Below are 15074 nucleotides of genomic sequence, written 5' to 3' on the forward strand. Positions count from 1 at the left end.
GCTTCAGGCCGCTTTGCCGTCGCCGAACTTTTCGATCGACCGCGCCAGTTCGGGATGGCTCAAGGCGAACTCCGCCAGCGGAATGCCGTCGACCGCCGCCTGCCAGGCTTGCTGCACGGCACGCACCCCGGCGCCCGGTCCATCCGGATGGCTGACGATGCCGCCGCCGCACAGATAGAGCAGATCGACCGTCCGGCCGGTCCGTTCATAGGTCTCGGGCGCTTGCCCGCCCCATTGGCCGGAGCCCGCCACAGGCAAGGCGCAATCCTCAGGCGCAAAAATCGGCGTCGTCACCGCCTTGAAGGACTCGACGAAAGACGCGTCCGGCTCCCAGTATTTCGATTGGATGCCGTTGATCTGGAACTGGTCGACGCCGAGCAGCCGCCAGAATTGCTGCCAGACCTTGAAGTCCATGCCGAGTCCGGGATGGCGGGTAAGAATGTCCCAGCCGTTGCGGTGGGCATGCAGCACCAGGCTGGAGCGTTTCCTCAGGAAAAGCATGCCGCCGAAGCCAATCGAGTTGATGTTGACCACCGCGCAATTTCCGCCGGCCTTGGCCACCAGATCGTGATTGCGCATCATCTCGTCCGGGTCGGCATGCGAGATGCCGAAGGCATACATCACCTTCTTGCCGGTCCTCTGCTCGTGGTCGAGGATCAGCGGCATGATTGCCTTTACCCGCTCCGCCAGCGGCGAATAGGCTGGGCTCATCAGCTTCTCATCGTCCTTGATGAAATCGACACCGGCGGCGATCAGCTCCCCCACCATTGCGGCGGTCTCGTGTGGCCGAAGCCCCAGCGCCGGCTTGACGATCGTGCCGATAATCGGTCGGTCCGCGACACCTGTTAGCCTGCGGCTGCCTGCGACGCCGAATTGCGGACCTGGATGCGCGCCGCGGAATTGCTCCGGCAGCTTCATGTCGACAACGCGAATGCCGGATAGCCCTTTGATCGAATAGGCACCGCCGATGGCGATCGTCATCAGCGCCGACAGGTCGGTGCCGATGGCATCGAACGGAAAGGCGATGTCGACATCCGCGCGCTTGAACGGCACGTCACCGGCCTCGGGAAGCGATGGCCTGTCAGCCTCAGGCAAATGCCGAATGGTCAGGACACGCGCGGCCACCCGGGCTTTCAGTTCCTCGGTCTCGCCGGGCAGCGCGACGAAGGTTCCAGTCGACTGGTCGCTGGCGATCTTGGCTGCCAGCGTCTCGATGCTGCCTGATGTCTCGATGCGGTAGGTGAGCGTGATCATGGTTCGTTGTCTGAGGCCGCAGGGGGTTCGAAAAGAGTTCCTTGATCGTCGAAATCTGGTATAATGAGTACATAAGCTTTGCAAGTGATATCCTGTCTTGCGGCTATGGCCGATGGGGGCGACGGCCATTCCGGGAATGGCTGTGGCAATGCTAGATAGAGACAGGTCAAGGGAGTGATTCGCGACGATGAACCGTTCGGAGCCGATCGTCCGGCGCAAACTTTCCGACGAAGTGTTTTTGCGGCTGAAGCGCCTGATCACCAGCGGAGAATTGACGCCGGGCGACGACATGCCGTCGGAGCGCGAGTTGATGGAGCGCTTCGAGGTCGGCCGTCCCGCGATCCGCGAGGCGATGCAGGCGCTGAGCAATATGGGCCTCGTCGCGATCTCGCATGGGGAACGCGCCAAGGTGCTGCAACTGACCGCGAAGTCGATCATCAAGCAGGTCGACGGCGCCGCCAAGATCATCCTGTCGTCCTCGAAGGACACGCTGGAACACCTGAAAACCGCGCGCATCTTCTTCGAGCGCGGCATGGTCAGGGAAGCCGCCGAAAACGCCACCGCCGAGGACGTTCAGCGGCTACGCGCCACAATTGCCGAACAGCGCGGTTTTCGCGGCGATTCCGAGGCCTTTATCTCCGCCGACATGAAGTTTCATACCCAGATCGCGGCGATCTCCGGCAACCCGATCTATGTCGCCGTGAGCGAAGCGATGCTCGGTTGGCTGAAGGAATATCACACCGAAATGCTGATCTGGACCGGCAAGGAACAGTTCACGCTGACCGAGCATGAAGAGATCATCGGCCGCATCGAGAAGAAGGATGCCGACGGCGCCGAGAAGGCGATGATCAAGCATCTCGAGCGCTCGCGCGCGCTTTATGTGATGAACTCCGGCAACTGATTCAGCCGATCCGCGTGATCGCGTAAGGGGTCATCACCAGTTGGCCTCGGCCAAACGCTGAGATGTCGACCGTCACGTCGTTCGCTGTCAGGTTCGCCAGCCACACGATGGTCTTGCCCGAAGCGGGGCGGCCGGCCAATGCCAGCACCTTGGTCTCATCGCTCGTCCTTGCCGCCACATGCGTAAGGCCGGCCAGTTCGCAAAGCCCCTTGATGGCATCGAAGATCGGCCGAGGCGATCCTTCCGCGACGGGTTCACCGGATGCTGCGAGCACGCCGAAGGGCCCGGCGAAGCCGGACAGCGTGAGCAGTTCCAGCCCGGCCGGCGCGACGCGCGCTGCATAGCCGATCGCCCATGCGGCTGCGAAGAGGCCGGCATGGCGAGGGTCGCGATCGGCCATGGCGATGCGCTGTCCCCCGGGATTGCCCTTGGTCGCGCCGCCATAGGGGTTCTGGCGCATGGCGATCGTCGACGGACCGATGCGGTAAGGCTTTTCCCCGAAGATCGCCCGCGCCGACGCGGTGATGAAGGGCAGCGCCTCCAGTGACTGCATGACGCTGAGATCGTCGGCGGCGTGCACGATCGGACACGTGCAGTGGGTGACGAAATCGAGCAGGCCCCCCGGCACGCGCTTGCGGTTGAGCTCGGTGAAATAGCTGAACATGCCGCCACCAAGCCGGATATCGGGAAAGGCGCGCCGCGCCGCGTCATAGACGTCTTCGAGCGGCGGACAGTCCGGCCACGCACTGCCCGGCGGTGTCGACTGCCGGTCAACCGAAGGCGAGACGGCAATGGCCGAAAGCTTCAACCCGGCTTGACGCACCAAGTCGGCAACGCCTGACAGCTCGGCATCGAGGTCGCCCGCGCAGGCAACGACGCATTCCAGCGTCGTCTGCACCGGATAGGCGGCGGTGAGCCTTGCATAAGACTGCAATGCTTCGAGACCGTGGCCGCGCGTCGGATCGTAGTGGAAGACAAGTTGCTGCGGGCCGAGCTCGGTCAATGTCGAAAGATTTGCGAGCGCTGCTTCGACCTCATCCGGGTAGATGATCACGCCGAGATCCGGCAGCCTCTGCCCGGTCTCGCCGAGTTCGACGCTGACCGGTTCGGCGGCAGATGCTGCGGCCGGCATTCCCCCCTCGCCGGTGATGCGCAGGCTGACCGTCTGGCTTACAGTTTGGCCGGCCGGCAGCACATAGGGCCAAGGCAGCGCCAGTGGCCGCACATAGGTCTTGTAGGACGCGTCCGACCAGTTACGCTGGTCCTCCATCTCGAAAGTGTCGCCCTCCATCCGGCATTCGGCAGTGATGCCCGGCCGGACCTCATGGGTGATCGCGCGCAAATCCTTGAAAGGCTGCCAGGGATCGATCAACAGCGGCAGTTTCGTCGCCACCACGCTGCCGTCGGTATGCTCGACCGTGACCGGGCTGCCGGCGAGGCCGGCGATCGGATGCAGGACGCAAAAACCGCAGCGATTGGTCTCGAAATCGCTTTCAGGGACCGCGCTGACGTCGAACACTAGGTGACCGTTGGCGGAGCCCTTGATCGTAGCGCGAAAGTCGAGCCGGCTTCCGCCCGGTGCTAAGCAAGTTGCGGAGTAGCTGACGGAGAAGCTGTCGGCGTCCTGATCGACGGCAAGGTCCGTCAGCGCCGGTTCATAGGTGCCCCAGTCGCGGTCGCGCACGATGTAGGCGATGGCGCGCAGCACTTCGATGCCGCCGTAACGGATGGTGCGCAGGCTGCCGTTGACAAAGTCGGCGCTGAGCAAGCCCGCACTCAGCCTAACCGGCTCGACCTCGACCACGCGTGTGCCGTATAGGAGGAAGGCGTCGGCTGTCATGTCAGCAAGCCATCCAGGTGGACAGGTTCGTGGCTCGCGGCGCCCAGATAGGCCGCCTCGACCAGCGCGAATGTCTTGAGATTGTCGGCGCCCGAGGTCGCCGGCTCGGTTCCCTTTGCCAGGCAGTCGACCCAGTGCTGCTGGATGGCGACGACGCTCTCCTGGATGTTGTGCCATGGGCGCGATGCCCAGGCGAGTACGGGCGGCGAAACGTCGGTGATCTTCGTGCCGCTCCTGCCGGTGACGGTGAGCCGATATCCCTGCGCCAAGCGGATCGTGCCGTCGCTGCCGTCGATCTCGATCAGCGTTTCGGGAAACGGTTCGGTGGCGAGCTTCGTCGCGTAGCTACAGTCGACCACTGACGTCGCCCCGCTCTTGTGGTCCATCAGCATCGTCGCGACATCTTCGCCCGCGATGCCGGGGTTGATGCGCGCGGTTCGCGTCGTGATCGTCGACACGTCGCCCAGTAGAAAACGGGCGATGTCGAGACTGTGGATACCGAGGTCCTCGATGATGAAGCGCTTTCCCTTGGCGAGATAGGGCTGGCCGGAAAACACGTCATAGGCAGAGCGGAAGGAGATGCGCCCGAAGAACGGCGTGCCGATCTCGCCGCTGTCGAGCACGGCACGCACCGCCTGGATCGCCGACTGCCAGCGAAAATTCTCATGCACCATCAGCGGTACGCCGGCTTCCACGCAGGCCCTCACCATCGCCTTGGCGTCGGCAAGCGTCGGCGCGAACGGCTTTTGGCAAATCACCGGCACACGGTGCAGCGCCGCCATCTCGACCAGCGGACGATGGCTGGGAACGGTAGTGGCGATATCGACGAAGTCGAGGCTTTCGCTTGCAAACATCTCTGCCGCGTCGGTGTAGCGCTTCGCAATGCCGAACTGGTCGCCGATGATGCGCAGCCGCTCCGGGTCGCGGTCGCAAATGGCGACCATCGCGGCGCCTTCAATGTCGCGCCAGGCATGCATCTGGTTGATGGCAAAGAAGCCGCAGCCGATGAGCCCTCCCCGCAACTCCGCCATGCTCAGCCTGCCTTTGCCATCTGCATCAGCGTCACCCGGCTCTGCAGCCGGCGCTGCGCTTGGTCGACGACGACGGCGACGATTATGACAAGGCCCTTGATCACCATCTGCCAGAAGGAACTCACGCCCATCATCACCAACCCGTCCGAAAGAATGCCGATGACGAAGGCGCCGACAATGGTGCCGCCGATCGTGCCGCGCCCACCCGACATCGAGGTGCCGCCGAGCACTGCCGCCGCGATGGCGTTGAGCTCGAAACTTTCGCCCGTTGCCGGGTGCGAGGCCATCAGTTCCGACGAGATGATCAGGCCGACGATCGCCGCGCAGAAGCCGGAGAACATGTAGACGAACATTTTCACCATGTTGACACGAACGCCCGAAATTCGCGACGCCCGTTCATTGCCGCCGACGGCGAAGATGTGGCGGCCGAGCGGCGTGTATTTGGCGAGATATGCCGCAACCAGCGCAACGACGATCAGGATCCAGATCGCCACCGGCAGGCCGAGCAGCCGCCCGGCGCCGAGGAAACCAAACCCGGTGGTGCCAAGCTCCGGCTTGCCGACCAGGTTGGGGAAGGTGCGGCCGTCCGACGACAGCAACGCCAGGCCGCGCGCGACATAGAGCACGCCGAGCGTGGCGATGAACGGCGCGACGTTCAGCCTGGTGATCAGCAATCCGTTGACGGCGCCGATCAATATGCCGACCGCCAGCGTGATCAGCGCGATCTCGACGACGTTGAAATAGATAGTGTAGCCGAATTGCAGGTCGATGCCGTTCAGCACGAGGTAGCCGGCGACCATGCCGCACAGGCCGACGATCGAGCCGACCGACAGGTCGATGCCGCCGGTGATGATGACGAAGGTCATGCCCATGGCGAGGAAGGCGTTCAGCGCCACATGTTTCGACATCAGGATCAGGTTGGCGGTCGACAGGAAATTCGGCGCCGCGATCGAGAAGAAGATCAAGACGGCGATCAGCGCGATGAAGGTCCTCGCCTTCATCAGCGTCAGCAGCAGCGAGCCGCTCGAAACGGAGGAGACAGCCGCCTTGGCCGGGATGTCAGTCATGGGTTCTCCGTGTGCGGGGCCGGTCCGTGGCCAAGTGCCGAGGCGGCGACAAGGGCTGCCTCCGTCGCCTCGGCGCGATCGAACATGCCGGTCAGTTTTCCATTGCTCATCACCGCGATCCGGTCGGACAGCGCCATCACCTCATCGAGATCGGAGGTGGCGAACAGAATACCGAGCCCATCGCGCGACAGTTTGCGCATGGTGCGGAAGACGTCGGCCTTGGCGCCGACATCGATGCCGCGGCTCGGCTCGTCCATCAGCAGCACCTTCGGCCCGGTGAGCAGCGCCTTGCCGATCACCACCTTTTGCTGGTTGCCGCCCGACAGCGACGAGACCTCCTGCGCCGGGTCGGCAACCTTGATCGCCAGTTCCCGCACCATCTGCGTCACCGCCTGCTTCTCCTGGCCGCCACTGATGTGGAACAGGCGGACAAAGCGCGACAGGCTGGCCAGCGTCAGATTGCTGGCGACGGAGAGGATCGACACCAGCCCTTCGCGTTGGCGGTCTTCGGGGATCAGCGCCAGCCCGCGCCGGATGCGCCGCGTCGTGTCCCGCTCCTTGACCTTCTTGCCGGCGATGAAGATCGCGCCGGTCGCCTGGCCATGGCGGCCCATGATGCAGTCGAACAGCTCGCTTCGCCCGGCGCCCATCAGGCCGTATATGCCGAGTATCTCGCCGGCGCGCAGCGACAGCGAGACGTGATCGACCGCCAGCCCCCCGGTAGCCCGCGGCAGGCAGATGTCCTCGGCGCGGAATATCTCTTCGCCGGGAACATGGCCGTCGGCCTTGGCGAAATCCTTGGCGTCGGAGCCGATCATCTGCCGCACGATCCACCGCGTGTCGACGTTTTTCATCTCTTCCTGGCCGGTGATGTGTCCATCGCGCAGCACGGTGATGTAGTCGCCGATGCGGATCAGTTCTTCCAGCCGGTGCGAGATGTAGACGATGGCCACGCCGCGCGCCTTGAGGTCGGCGATCACCTTGAACAGGATCTCGACTTCCGCCGCACTCAGCGCCGAGGTCGGCTCGTCCATGATCAGGATGCGTGCATCGAGCGAAACCGCCTTGGCGATCTCGACCAGCTGCTGCTGGCCGATGCGCAGATCCTCGACCAGCATGTCGGGCCTTATCCCGGCCTGCAGGCGTTCGAGAAATTGGGCCGCACGGCGCTCCTGCTCCTTGCGGTCGATCTTGCGAAACCGGTTGGTGATCTCGCGCGTGGCGAAGATGTTCTCGGCGACGGTCATATTGCCGAACAGGTTCAGCTCTTGGAACACCATGCCGATGCCGCGGTTCACCGCGTCGCCCGATGACGAGAAGGAGACCTCCTCCCCTTCCAGGAGGATCCGGCCGAGCGTCGGCTGTTCGACGCCGGCGATAATCTTCATCAGCGTCGATTTGCCGGCGCCGTTTTCGCCGACCAGCACATTGACGGCGCCCTTGCGCACCTCGAAATTCGCGCGCTTGACCGCGACGGTGCCGGAATAGACCTTGGAGACGTCCTCCAGCTTCAAGACGACATCGTGAGCAACCGCAGCGCTCATGGCTTCGGCCCGATCTCTGCCTCCGCCGGCGTCACCAGCGGCAGGTCCTGGCCGTTTTCGAGCGTATAGGCGCCGAGGACCTTGGCGGTCCGGCCTTCCAGCGCGTCACGCGGCAGTTTGGCAAGCACGGCCTTGACGGCATAGGCGTTGAACGCCTTGCCGAACTGGGCGAAGTCGATCTGGTTGGTAAAATCGTTGAACTGGATGAAATCGAGACTGTCGCGCAGCGCGGTTCCCCGCATCGCCGGTCCGATTTGCACACGCGCATCGGCCTTGCCGTCGCCGTCGACATCGATATCCATCGTTGCCGCGCGTGACGCCGTGTTGGCTGCGATGATCTTGCCCTCGACGCGAACCGCGAAGGTCCATGGCGAATTCGCCTGCTTGTTCGGATTGCCATATTTGGCGCCAGCGGAAGCAGGATCGGTTTTCGCCAGAGCGTGGACCTCGGCAAACGGCCCGGCCTTCTGCTGGAGGTAAGGCACGACCTTCGCGGCCCAGATCTCCTCGACCATCTTGTCCGGATTGAAGACGGCGGCATTGCCGCTGCCCCCCGAAGGGGTCGGGAGGATCTTGCAGGCGGTCAAGCTGATGCCGAGTATCACGGCAAGGATCGGCCAGGTCGGCTTGTTGTTCAGCATGATGGCTTGTTGAGCATGTGATCAATACCCACGGAAAATGCCGACGAGGGACGACCCTTGGGTCGCCCCTCGCTGTTCATGTCACGCCGGCTCAGTTGGTCAGCGCAAACGTTTCCAGCTTGGCAGCATTGTCACCATTGACCAGAACGCAGTCCATCAGCTGCTTTTCCTTGGCCGGCGACTTCTTGTTCTTGATGAAGTCGTTGGCCTGCTCGACCGCCATCTGCGCCTGCGCATAGGCCGGCTGCAGGACGGTTGCCTTGATGCCGCCCGCGGTGATCGAATCGCGTACGTCGTTGGATCCGTCGAAACCGACGACGATGACGTCCTTGCGGTTCGCCGCAACCAGCGCCGCATACGCGCCCATGGCCATCGTGTCGTTGCCGGAGATGACGCCCTTGATATCCGGGTTGGCCTGCAGGATCGATTCCATCTTGGAATAGGCTTCCGTCTGGCTCCAGTTGGCCGATTGCTGGGCGACCATCTTCAGGTCCGGATAATCGTCGATGACGTCATGATAGCCCTTCGAGCGAATGCCGGCATTGGTATCGGATTCCTTGCCGACCAGCTCGACGAAATTGCCCTTCTCGCCCATCAGCTTGACGAACTCCTGCGCGCCGAGCTGGGCGCCCTGGTAGTTGTTGGAGACGATCTGAGCCACGGCGACGCCGGTGGCGTTGATCTCGCGATCGATCAGGAACGACGGCACGCCTGCGTCCTTGGCCTTCTGCACGGCAGCGACGGTGGCGTCGGCGCCGGCATTGTCGAGGATGATCGCCTTGGCGCCGCGACCGATCGCCGTATCGATCAATTCGGATTGCTTGTTGGCGTCGTCGTCATGGACGAGCACAAGCGCTTCGTAGCCGAGTTCCTTGGCCTTGGCTTCGGCGCCGACGGCTTCCGCCTTGAAGAACGGATTGTCATGCGAGGGCGTGATGATGGCAATGAGGTCGGCCGCATAGGCGGGCGCCGCCGTGCCAAGCGCCAGCATGCCGGCGAACGCCGCAAGTGTCATTCTGCGTGTGAGTTTCATGATGTCCTCCCGTTTGAAAAATTGCCTTGATCAATCAAGGCCCCTGCATTCGAATTCGTCGCGCAGCGCGGGCCGCTGATCGGTTCGGGCTGAAATGCCGTTGCCGGCTTCCCACCTGACGGATCGTTGCGCCCCCGCCGTCCCTCCACTCGTCCAGGCTTCGTACTTCCCGCGAACCCTTGCCCAAGCCATCAACAGCTAAGCCAACTGGTATGATGAGTCAATCACTAATCGAGGTGACATGTGCCCACTGAGCAAAAACAGTTGGGTGTCATGGCGGGTGTGTCGAGCCACCGAGGCACTCCGGCAAGCGCCCGACTCGGCCTTCCTCAGGTAATGCGCCGAATGCTCGCGGCGATCTCTTCCGGTTCGAACACCCGCTTCCAGTCGTCGCGCATCAGCACCGGCTTGCCGAATTCGATCGCCTTGTTGCAGGCATCCGAGAATACGCCCTTGGTCTCGCCGAAAATCACGGCGCCGAGCACGTTCATGTGGCCGAGCAGGAAGTCGAGCGCCGCCTGTTGGTCGACGCCTCGCGCGACGACCTCGTCGACGGCTTCCTTCATGACGACAAGCAGTGACGCGCACACCGTCTCCGATAGACCGGGCTCCAGCAGCGCCATCTGTTCGACGGTGACACGGTGCGAGCGCATGACCGGCGCCCAGATGATTTTTGCGACCGCCTCGCCCTTGGCGTAGTCCGCTTCCGGCCCCTGCATCAGCGCGCTGACCATATGCTGCTTGGCCTTGACGCCGCCAAAATAATCCTTCTTGGCCGCCATGTCGGTCTCGTCGTTGAAGATCGGCGGATGACAGGGATGGGTGACGAAATAGGTCAGGTCCGGCCGGTTGGGCAGATGGCCGGCGAAGGGTGCGGCCGCATCGAGCACTATCACCATTGTGCCTGGCGCCAGTTTGCTCTCGATATCAGCCGCCACCTTGCCGATATGCGTGTCGGGAACGGCCAGGATGACGATATCCGCCCCGTCGAGCGCCGCATCGGCACTGACCGCGTCGAAGCCCAGTCCGGTCTTCAGCCGCTCGCGGCCGGCCTCGCTGACCTCGACATGGCGTACCGTGTAGGGCGATCCGCGAAAATTGGTCGACAGTCGGTAGCCCATTTTGCCGCCGGCACCGAGCAGCGCAATCGTCGTCATCTATCCCTACTCCCGCTTTAAACGACGGCCGCGCCGATCGTCATGTTATTGACTGGTATAATCACCTTACCACGGATTGAGGAGTTGAACAGGGCTTTGATGCGGCCATGCGGTCGTCTGTTTGGCATTCCGCTCGCACGTGGCGGGCCTGCCTGGGTCCCTGGTCTTCCTTCCCAGCCCGAAAACTATCCCTGCGCCGCGAGTTCTCGTAGCGCCTTCAGGATCCAGTCACGCGCCGGCGTCCTTCTTCAACCAGGTGAAACCGGTAGCGATCGCGTATGAACTCGTTGAAAAATTGCCCTTTCGAGAAGGCGGCGCGGAACGCCGCATAGGTCTCGGGCTCGACCTCTTCATAGTCGTAGCGGGCTCCGCTCGGGACGAACCAGACCGAGAGGATTTTCGTCGACGGGTCGTAGTGGGTGTTGCGAATGGCAGTGGACGGCATGTCGAAAATCCTGCTTCGTCCCCAAATCTTTCGCCCCAAATCCTGCTTCGAACATGCGTAATGCCGCAACGATGCGGAGGTTCCGTCAGGGAGGCGCACCACAACGCCGAAAATCTTGCCCGGGCCGCGAGGCTTCCTATCTCTCCGTCAGATGTCACAGACGAAATCCAGTACAACAGCGTATGCCAGCCAGGGCGATCTCTTCGGCGCGGCCGACACGCTGCCGGAAGGATTTTCTTACCGGCCTAGCCTGATCACAACGGACGAAGAGGCGGAACTGGTCCGTCACCTCAATGAACTGTCCTTCAAGCCGTTCGATTTCGATGGCCATATTGCCAACCGGCTGGTCGCCGGCTTCGGCTGGCGCTACGACTATGACCGGCGACAGGTCGTCGAAGCGCCGCCCATCCCGAAATTCCTGCTGCCGCTTCGCGACAAGGTCGCGGATTTTGCCGGCAGGCAGGCCACGGAATTCGCGCAAGTGCTCATCAACGAGTATCGGCCGGGCGCGGGCATAGGTTGGCATCGCGACAAGCCGCATTTCGATCTCGTCGCCGGCGTCTCGCTGCTGGCGCCCTGCAGCTTTCGGCTGCGCCGCAAAAAAGGCTCGAAATGGGATCGCGAGACGATCGAGGTCGAACCGAGGTCCCTCTATCTCATGGACGGTCCGGCGCGCCACGAGTGGGAGCACAGCATTCCGCCGGTCGCCGGGCACCGCTATTCGATCACGCTGCGCACTCTGAAATAGGCGATACTCCAAGCCACGCAGCAGCCGCTCTGGAAGGCAGCACGCAGTTGTGCTTCGATTGCATATGAGCGTTGATCGCAGCAAAATCCCGGCCATCCGCGTGGCGCTCTTTCTGTGGGCATGCCTGTCCTGCGTTCTGGCTCTGCAGTGGCTCGTCGACCTCGGCATGGTCGGCTTTCCCGACGGATACATAACGCCCTATGCCCGAGCAACGAGCACGCTGTTGCATGTCCTTGTCTGGGCATGCCTGGCTCAAAGTCTCTACTTCGCTTGCCGAGCCTTGCTTGGCAAACGCTTCGAGCCTGCTCCTCTCTTCCTGCAAATCCTGATCGCCGCCGCACTGACTGTCGTGCCGGCATTCATCGTAAAACACTGTCCGCGGTCTCAGGTATGCAGCAACATCTATGAAGCGCTCACGAATACGATGATGGACGACGGCACCGGCGGATGACGTTGTGTCTCCAGTAACTGACGAGAGTTAGAACTTTGGCGTCGCGCCGCGCGGTGGCGGTAAAACCTGGAGGAACCATGCGAAAGATCCTGGCATCGATGCTGCTGTTCGCGGCAGCGCTATCTGCAAACCCCGCTCGGGCGCTGGACAGTACCATCCCGCCGGTTGTCGTCACACCGCTTGCCGATCGCAGCCAGACGGCGTCCGGTCAGCCGATCGTGCTGCCGCAGAAAAATGTCCAGGTCCTGGTTTCGAGCTACGACATCGCGATCGGCGCCACTCTGCCGGTGCACAAGCACCCGTTTGCCCGCTACGCCTATGTCGAGGCCGGGACACTCAAAGTGACGAATGTCGACACCGGCAACAGCAACACCTACAAGACGGGCGATTTCATCATCGAGATGATCGGCCAATGGCACCAGGCCACCAACATCGGCGACGGCCCGGTCAAGCTGCTGGTCATCGACCAGATCGAACAAGGCGCCAAGAACACGGTGCTGCAGAAACAATAGATCTCTCGCTACGGACTAGGCCGGGTTGCCGGGCTGGCCCAAGCAGCGACTGGCTGTTCCGGCTTCCCCACCAACCGAGCCGATGCTAGGGCTGGCCATCATGCAATCATGAAGGATCGCCCCTTGGCCGGAAATGCTCGCCCCCTGATCGAAATCTGCGTCGAAGGCATCGATGGACTGCTGGCCGCGCAGGCCGCCGGCGCCGACCGGGTCGAGCTCTGCGCCAGCCTGGTCGAAGGCGGCATCACGCCCAGCCTCGGCACGGTGCGCGCCGCACTCGAGAGCGCGACCATTCCCTTCCATGTCATCGTGCGCCCGCGCGGCGGCGATTTCCTCTACAGCGAGGCCGAATACAGCTCGATGCTCGCCGATGTCACAGCGCTTCGTGACCTCGGCGTCGCCGGTGTCGTCGTCGGTTGCCTCAATGCCGACGGCACCATCGATGAAACCCGCATGGGCGCACTGGTCCATGCCGCCGGTCCGCTCGCCGTCACCTGCCACCGCGCCTTCGACATGACGCGCGACCCGGCCGAGGCGCTGGAAGCGCTGATCCGCTGCAAGGTCGGCCGCGTGCTGACCAGCGGCCAGAGGGACACCGCGGTGGAAGGCGCCGGCCTGTTGGCGGATCTCGTCCGCCAGGCCGACGGCCGCATCATCATCCTCGGCTGCGGCGCGCTGGACCCCGAAAACATCGCCGGGGTGCTGGCATCAACCGGGCTGACGGAACTGCATTTCGCCGCGCTCAAGGACGTACCGAGCGCCATGGCCTACCGCAACCCGCAAGTCGGCATGGGCGGCGGCGATCTGGACCGCGAATACCGCACCACAGTCACCGATGGGGCGCTGGTTGCCGCGACGATTGCGGCGGCCAGAGCATGATGAGCGAAGCCGTGACTGGGCCGTCGCCGATCAGCCGTGTCTCGCCTCAGGACGAAGCGGCCATCCTCGCACTCAACAATGAGCACGCCGCCGAACTGTCATGGCTCCAGCCCGAACGGCTGTCTTTCCTGCTTGGCGAAGCGTTTTACGTCAGGCGCATCGGCGCGCTCGAAGCCTTCATCATGACCTTCGACCAAAATGCGGCCTACGACAGCCCGAATTTCCTCTGGTTCCGCGAGCGCTATCCACGTTTCGTCTATGTCGACCGTGTCGTCGTCGCGGCGCAAGCACGCGGCCGCGGCCATGCCCGCCGGCTCTACGAGGATCTGTTCGGGGAAGTCGCCCGCGCGGGCCACAGCATCGTCACCTGCGAGGTCAATGTCGAACCGCCCAATCCGGCTTCGGACGCCTTCCATGCGGCGCTTGGCTTCGGCGAGGTCGGCGAAGAGGCGATCCATGGCGGCCAGAAGACCGTGCGCTACTACCTCAGGCAGATCGCGGGCTGACACATCGCTGGGCGCCACAGGCCCTTGGTGGCCCGCCTGTCACCAATTCCGGTTCAGCCAGGCCCGCGCGGGCTTCTCGACCAGATAGTAGCTGCATAGTGCACAGGCGAAGACAGCCGCCAGCATCGGGATCGGCGCACTGCCCTGCTTGGCGACGAATTTGTAGAAGGGCTGTTGCCAGAGATAGAGCGAGTACGACCATAGCCCGATCATCACCATCGGCCTGGATGAAAGCAGGCCGGTAAGATGCCAGTTGCTGGTGTCCAGCGTATTGACGGCAAGCGCCAGCAACGGCACCGCCAGTAGGTAATGGATCGGCGTCGGCACCGGATCCAGGAACAGCAATATAGCCGCCGCCGCCGACACGAGGCTGACATAGGGGCTCGTCAGGAATGCCGGCAGCCGGTCATCGTGCTTGAGCAGGCAGATCGATGCCGACAGCAGGATCGAGGCGATATGCACATCGGTGCGCCAATAGCTGTGCTCGTAATCCATGCCGAGTGCCCAGTACGAAATGGCGCCATTGGCCATCGCCAGCAGCGACAGCGTCACCAGCAGCCGAACGACATTACCCCGCCCGGTCACCACCACGCTGATCAGCGCCAGGATGATGTAGGCATGCTCTTCCCCGCATAGCGACCAGATGTGGTCGAGCGCGCCGGCGCGGGTGATGAGAATTCCGGCATAGTTGTAGGTGAATGTCAGCGCCGTCAGCGCCGCCTTCCATTTGAAGCCGATAAAGGTGCCGGAGAGCCCGATCATGGCTGATGTCATGAACACCAGCAGCGCGGGATAGATGCGCGAAAAGCGGCGCTTGAAGAATTTTTTCAGCGGAAAGCGTTCGATGAACAGGATCTCGCCCATCAGCCGGCCTGAGAGCACGAAGAAGAACTCGACGCCGAGCACGCCGAGATTGATCCCGGGAACGGGGAAGAAATGGCCGATCAGCACCAGTGCGATCGAAAGCCCGCGCCAGCCATCGAGATAGGCCAGTCTTGCTCTGGCTGCTTTGTCGGCTGTGGCCCGCGGCAGGGCAACAGACGCTGCGGAGATGTCGGCCATGCC

General features: G+C 63.0%; 16 protein-coding genes. 6 read left to right on the forward strand and 10 right to left on the reverse strand.

Annotated elements, in window-relative coordinates; translation table 11 throughout:
- Window positions 1-3: 3 nt before the first annotated feature.
- A complete protein-coding gene (oiaX, locus tag NKI10_RS06355; RefSeq protein ID WP_352859184.1) occupies window positions 4-1254 on the reverse strand; it encodes a 3-oxo-isoapionate-4-phosphate decarboxylase OiaX in 1251 nt (416 codons plus the stop codon).
- A 187-nt stretch (window positions 1255-1441) separates the two neighbouring features.
- Between oiaX and NKI10_RS06360 the strand changes: the two genes are divergently transcribed.
- Window positions 1442-2155: a transcriptional regulator NanR gene (locus tag NKI10_RS06360; RefSeq protein WP_023697639.1), complete on the forward strand. Its 714-nt coding sequence runs from the start codon at window positions 1442-1444 to the stop codon at window positions 2153-2155.
- 1 nt (window position 2156) lies between these two features.
- Here NKI10_RS06360 and apnL read toward each other — a convergent pair whose 3' ends face one another.
- From apnL to NKI10_RS06400, 8 genes are all read right to left on the reverse strand, one after another.
- On the reverse strand, window positions 2157-3995 hold the full coding sequence (gene apnL, locus NKI10_RS06365; protein WP_352859186.1) for a D-apionate lactonase: 1839 nt from the start codon (window positions 3993-3995) through the stop codon (window positions 2157-2159).
- Complete coding sequence (locus tag NKI10_RS06370) at window positions 3992-5026, reverse strand: Gfo/Idh/MocA family protein (protein ID WP_023681700.1); 1035 nt, start codon at window positions 5024-5026, stop codon at window positions 3992-3994. The genes apnL and NKI10_RS06370 overlap by 4 nt, the downstream gene beginning before the upstream one ends.
- A 2-nt stretch (window positions 5027-5028) precedes the next feature.
- Window positions 5029-6093 carry an ABC transporter permease gene (locus NKI10_RS06375; RefSeq protein ID WP_352859188.1) on the reverse strand — a complete coding sequence of 355 codons (1065 nt, stop codon included), beginning with the start codon at window positions 6091-6093 and terminating at the stop codon, window positions 5029-5031.
- Window positions 6090-7637, reverse strand: coding sequence for a sugar ABC transporter ATP-binding protein (locus tag NKI10_RS06380; protein WP_023730742.1), 1548 nt, complete (start codon window positions 7635-7637; stop codon window positions 6090-6092). The genes NKI10_RS06375 and NKI10_RS06380 overlap by 4 nt, the downstream gene beginning before the upstream one ends.
- The gene (locus tag NKI10_RS06385; protein WP_352511743.1) at window positions 7634-8278 is read right to left on the reverse strand and encodes a DUF2291 family protein; all 645 of its coding nucleotides are present in this window, start codon (window positions 8276-8278) and stop codon (window positions 7634-7636) included. Before NKI10_RS06385 ends, NKI10_RS06380 begins: the two co-directional genes overlap by 4 nt.
- Before the next feature lie 91 nt (window positions 8279-8369).
- A complete protein-coding gene (locus NKI10_RS06390; RefSeq protein ID WP_023691074.1) occupies window positions 8370-9311 on the reverse strand; it encodes a D-ribose ABC transporter substrate-binding protein in 942 nt (313 codons plus the stop codon).
- A gap of 329 nt (window positions 9312-9640) precedes the next feature.
- Window positions 9641-10468 (reverse strand): phosphogluconate dehydrogenase C-terminal domain-containing protein, encoded by an 828-nt coding sequence (locus tag NKI10_RS06395; RefSeq protein WP_023681705.1) that lies wholly within the window; start codon window positions 10466-10468, stop codon window positions 9641-9643.
- Between the two features lie 217 nt (window positions 10469-10685).
- Window positions 10686-10913, reverse strand: a complete 228-nt coding sequence (locus NKI10_RS06400) for a KTSC domain-containing protein (protein ID WP_023681706.1) — start codon at window positions 10911-10913, stop codon at window positions 10686-10688.
- A gap of 151 nt (window positions 10914-11064) precedes the next feature.
- On the opposite strand from NKI10_RS06400, the gene NKI10_RS06405 reads away from it, so the two are divergent.
- The 5 genes from NKI10_RS06405 (at window position 11065) to NKI10_RS06425 (ending at window position 14009) form a co-directional block, all read left to right on the forward strand.
- A complete protein-coding gene (locus NKI10_RS06405; RefSeq protein ID WP_352859192.1) occupies window positions 11065-11661 on the forward strand; it encodes an alpha-ketoglutarate-dependent dioxygenase AlkB in 597 nt (198 codons plus the stop codon).
- Window positions 11662-11725: 64 nt separating this feature from the next.
- Window positions 11726-12112 (forward strand): hypothetical protein, encoded by a 387-nt coding sequence (locus tag NKI10_RS06410; protein ID WP_352499604.1) that lies wholly within the window; start codon window positions 11726-11728, stop codon window positions 12110-12112.
- A 77-nt stretch (window positions 12113-12189) separates the two neighbouring features.
- Entirely contained in the window at window positions 12190-12624 is a 435-nt protein-coding gene (locus tag NKI10_RS06415) for a cupin domain-containing protein (RefSeq protein WP_352859194.1), read from the forward strand.
- Between the two features lie 108 nt (window positions 12625-12732).
- Complete coding sequence (locus NKI10_RS06420) at window positions 12733-13503, forward strand: copper homeostasis protein CutC (protein WP_502897533.1); 771 nt, start codon at window positions 12733-12735, stop codon at window positions 13501-13503.
- Complete coding sequence (locus tag NKI10_RS06425; RefSeq protein ID WP_352859441.1) at window positions 13503-14009, forward strand: GNAT family N-acetyltransferase; 507 nt, start codon at window positions 13503-13505, stop codon at window positions 14007-14009. Before NKI10_RS06420 ends, NKI10_RS06425 begins: the two co-directional genes overlap by 1 nt.
- A gap of 39 nt (window positions 14010-14048) precedes the next feature.
- Here the strand turns inward: NKI10_RS06425 and NKI10_RS06430 are convergent, their stop codons facing one another.
- Window positions 14049-15071, reverse strand: a complete 1023-nt coding sequence (locus NKI10_RS06430; protein ID WP_352859197.1) for an acyltransferase family protein — start codon at window positions 15069-15071, stop codon at window positions 14049-14051.
- Window positions 15072-15074 lie beyond the last annotated feature (3 nt).

This window comes from Mesorhizobium sp. M0802, from assembly GCF_040320115.1.
Taxonomy (GTDB): domain Bacteria; phylum Pseudomonadota; class Alphaproteobacteria; order Rhizobiales; family Rhizobiaceae; genus Mesorhizobium.

Bases quoted from the DNA above. Each gene is read 5' to 3' on its own strand.
- oiaX (WP_352859184.1), bottom strand. From the start codon at position 1,254: ATGATCACGCTCACCTACCGCATCGAGACATCAGGCAGCATCGAGACG.
- NKI10_RS06360 (WP_023697639.1), top strand. From the start codon at position 1,442: ATGAACCGTTCGGAGCCGATCGTCCGGCGCAAACTTTCCGACGAAGTG.
- apnL (WP_352859186.1), bottom strand. From the start codon at position 3,995: ATGACAGCCGACGCCTTCCTCCTATACGGCACACGCGTGGTCGAGGTC.
- NKI10_RS06370 (WP_023681700.1), bottom strand. From the start codon at position 5,026: ATGGCGGAGTTGCGGGGAGGGCTCATCGGCTGCGGCTTCTTTGCCATC.
- NKI10_RS06375 (WP_352859188.1), bottom strand. From the start codon at position 6,093: ATGACTGACATCCCGGCCAAGGCGGCTGTCTCCTCCGTTTCGAGCGGC.
- NKI10_RS06380 (WP_023730742.1), bottom strand. From the start codon at position 7,637: ATGAGCGCTGCGGTTGCTCACGATGTCGTCTTGAAGCTGGAGGACGTC.
- NKI10_RS06385 (WP_352511743.1), bottom strand. From the start codon at position 8,278: ATGCTGAACAACAAGCCGACCTGGCCGATCCTTGCCGTGATACTCGGC.
- NKI10_RS06390 (WP_023691074.1), bottom strand. From the start codon at position 9,311: ATGAAACTCACACGCAGAATGACACTTGCGGCGTTCGCCGGCATGCTG.
- NKI10_RS06395 (WP_023681705.1), bottom strand. From the start codon at position 10,468: ATGACGACGATTGCGCTGCTCGGTGCCGGCGGCAAAATGGGCTACCGA.
- NKI10_RS06400 (WP_023681706.1), bottom strand. From the start codon at position 10,913: ATGCCGTCCACTGCCATTCGCAACACCCACTACGACCCGTCGACGAAA.
- NKI10_RS06405 (WP_352859192.1), top strand. From the start codon at position 11,065: ATGTCACAGACGAAATCCAGTACAACAGCGTATGCCAGCCAGGGCGAT.
- NKI10_RS06410 (WP_352499604.1), top strand. From the start codon at position 11,726: ATGAGCGTTGATCGCAGCAAAATCCCGGCCATCCGCGTGGCGCTCTTT.
- NKI10_RS06415 (WP_352859194.1), top strand. From the start codon at position 12,190: ATGCGAAAGATCCTGGCATCGATGCTGCTGTTCGCGGCAGCGCTATCT.
- NKI10_RS06420 (WP_502897533.1), top strand. From the start codon at position 12,733: ATGAAGGATCGCCCCTTGGCCGGAAATGCTCGCCCCCTGATCGAAATC.
- NKI10_RS06425 (WP_352859441.1), top strand. From the start codon at position 13,503: ATGAGCGAAGCCGTGACTGGGCCGTCGCCGATCAGCCGTGTCTCGCCT.
- NKI10_RS06430 (WP_352859197.1), bottom strand. From the start codon at position 15,071: ATGGCCGACATCTCCGCAGCGTCTGTTGCCCTGCCGCGGGCCACAGCC.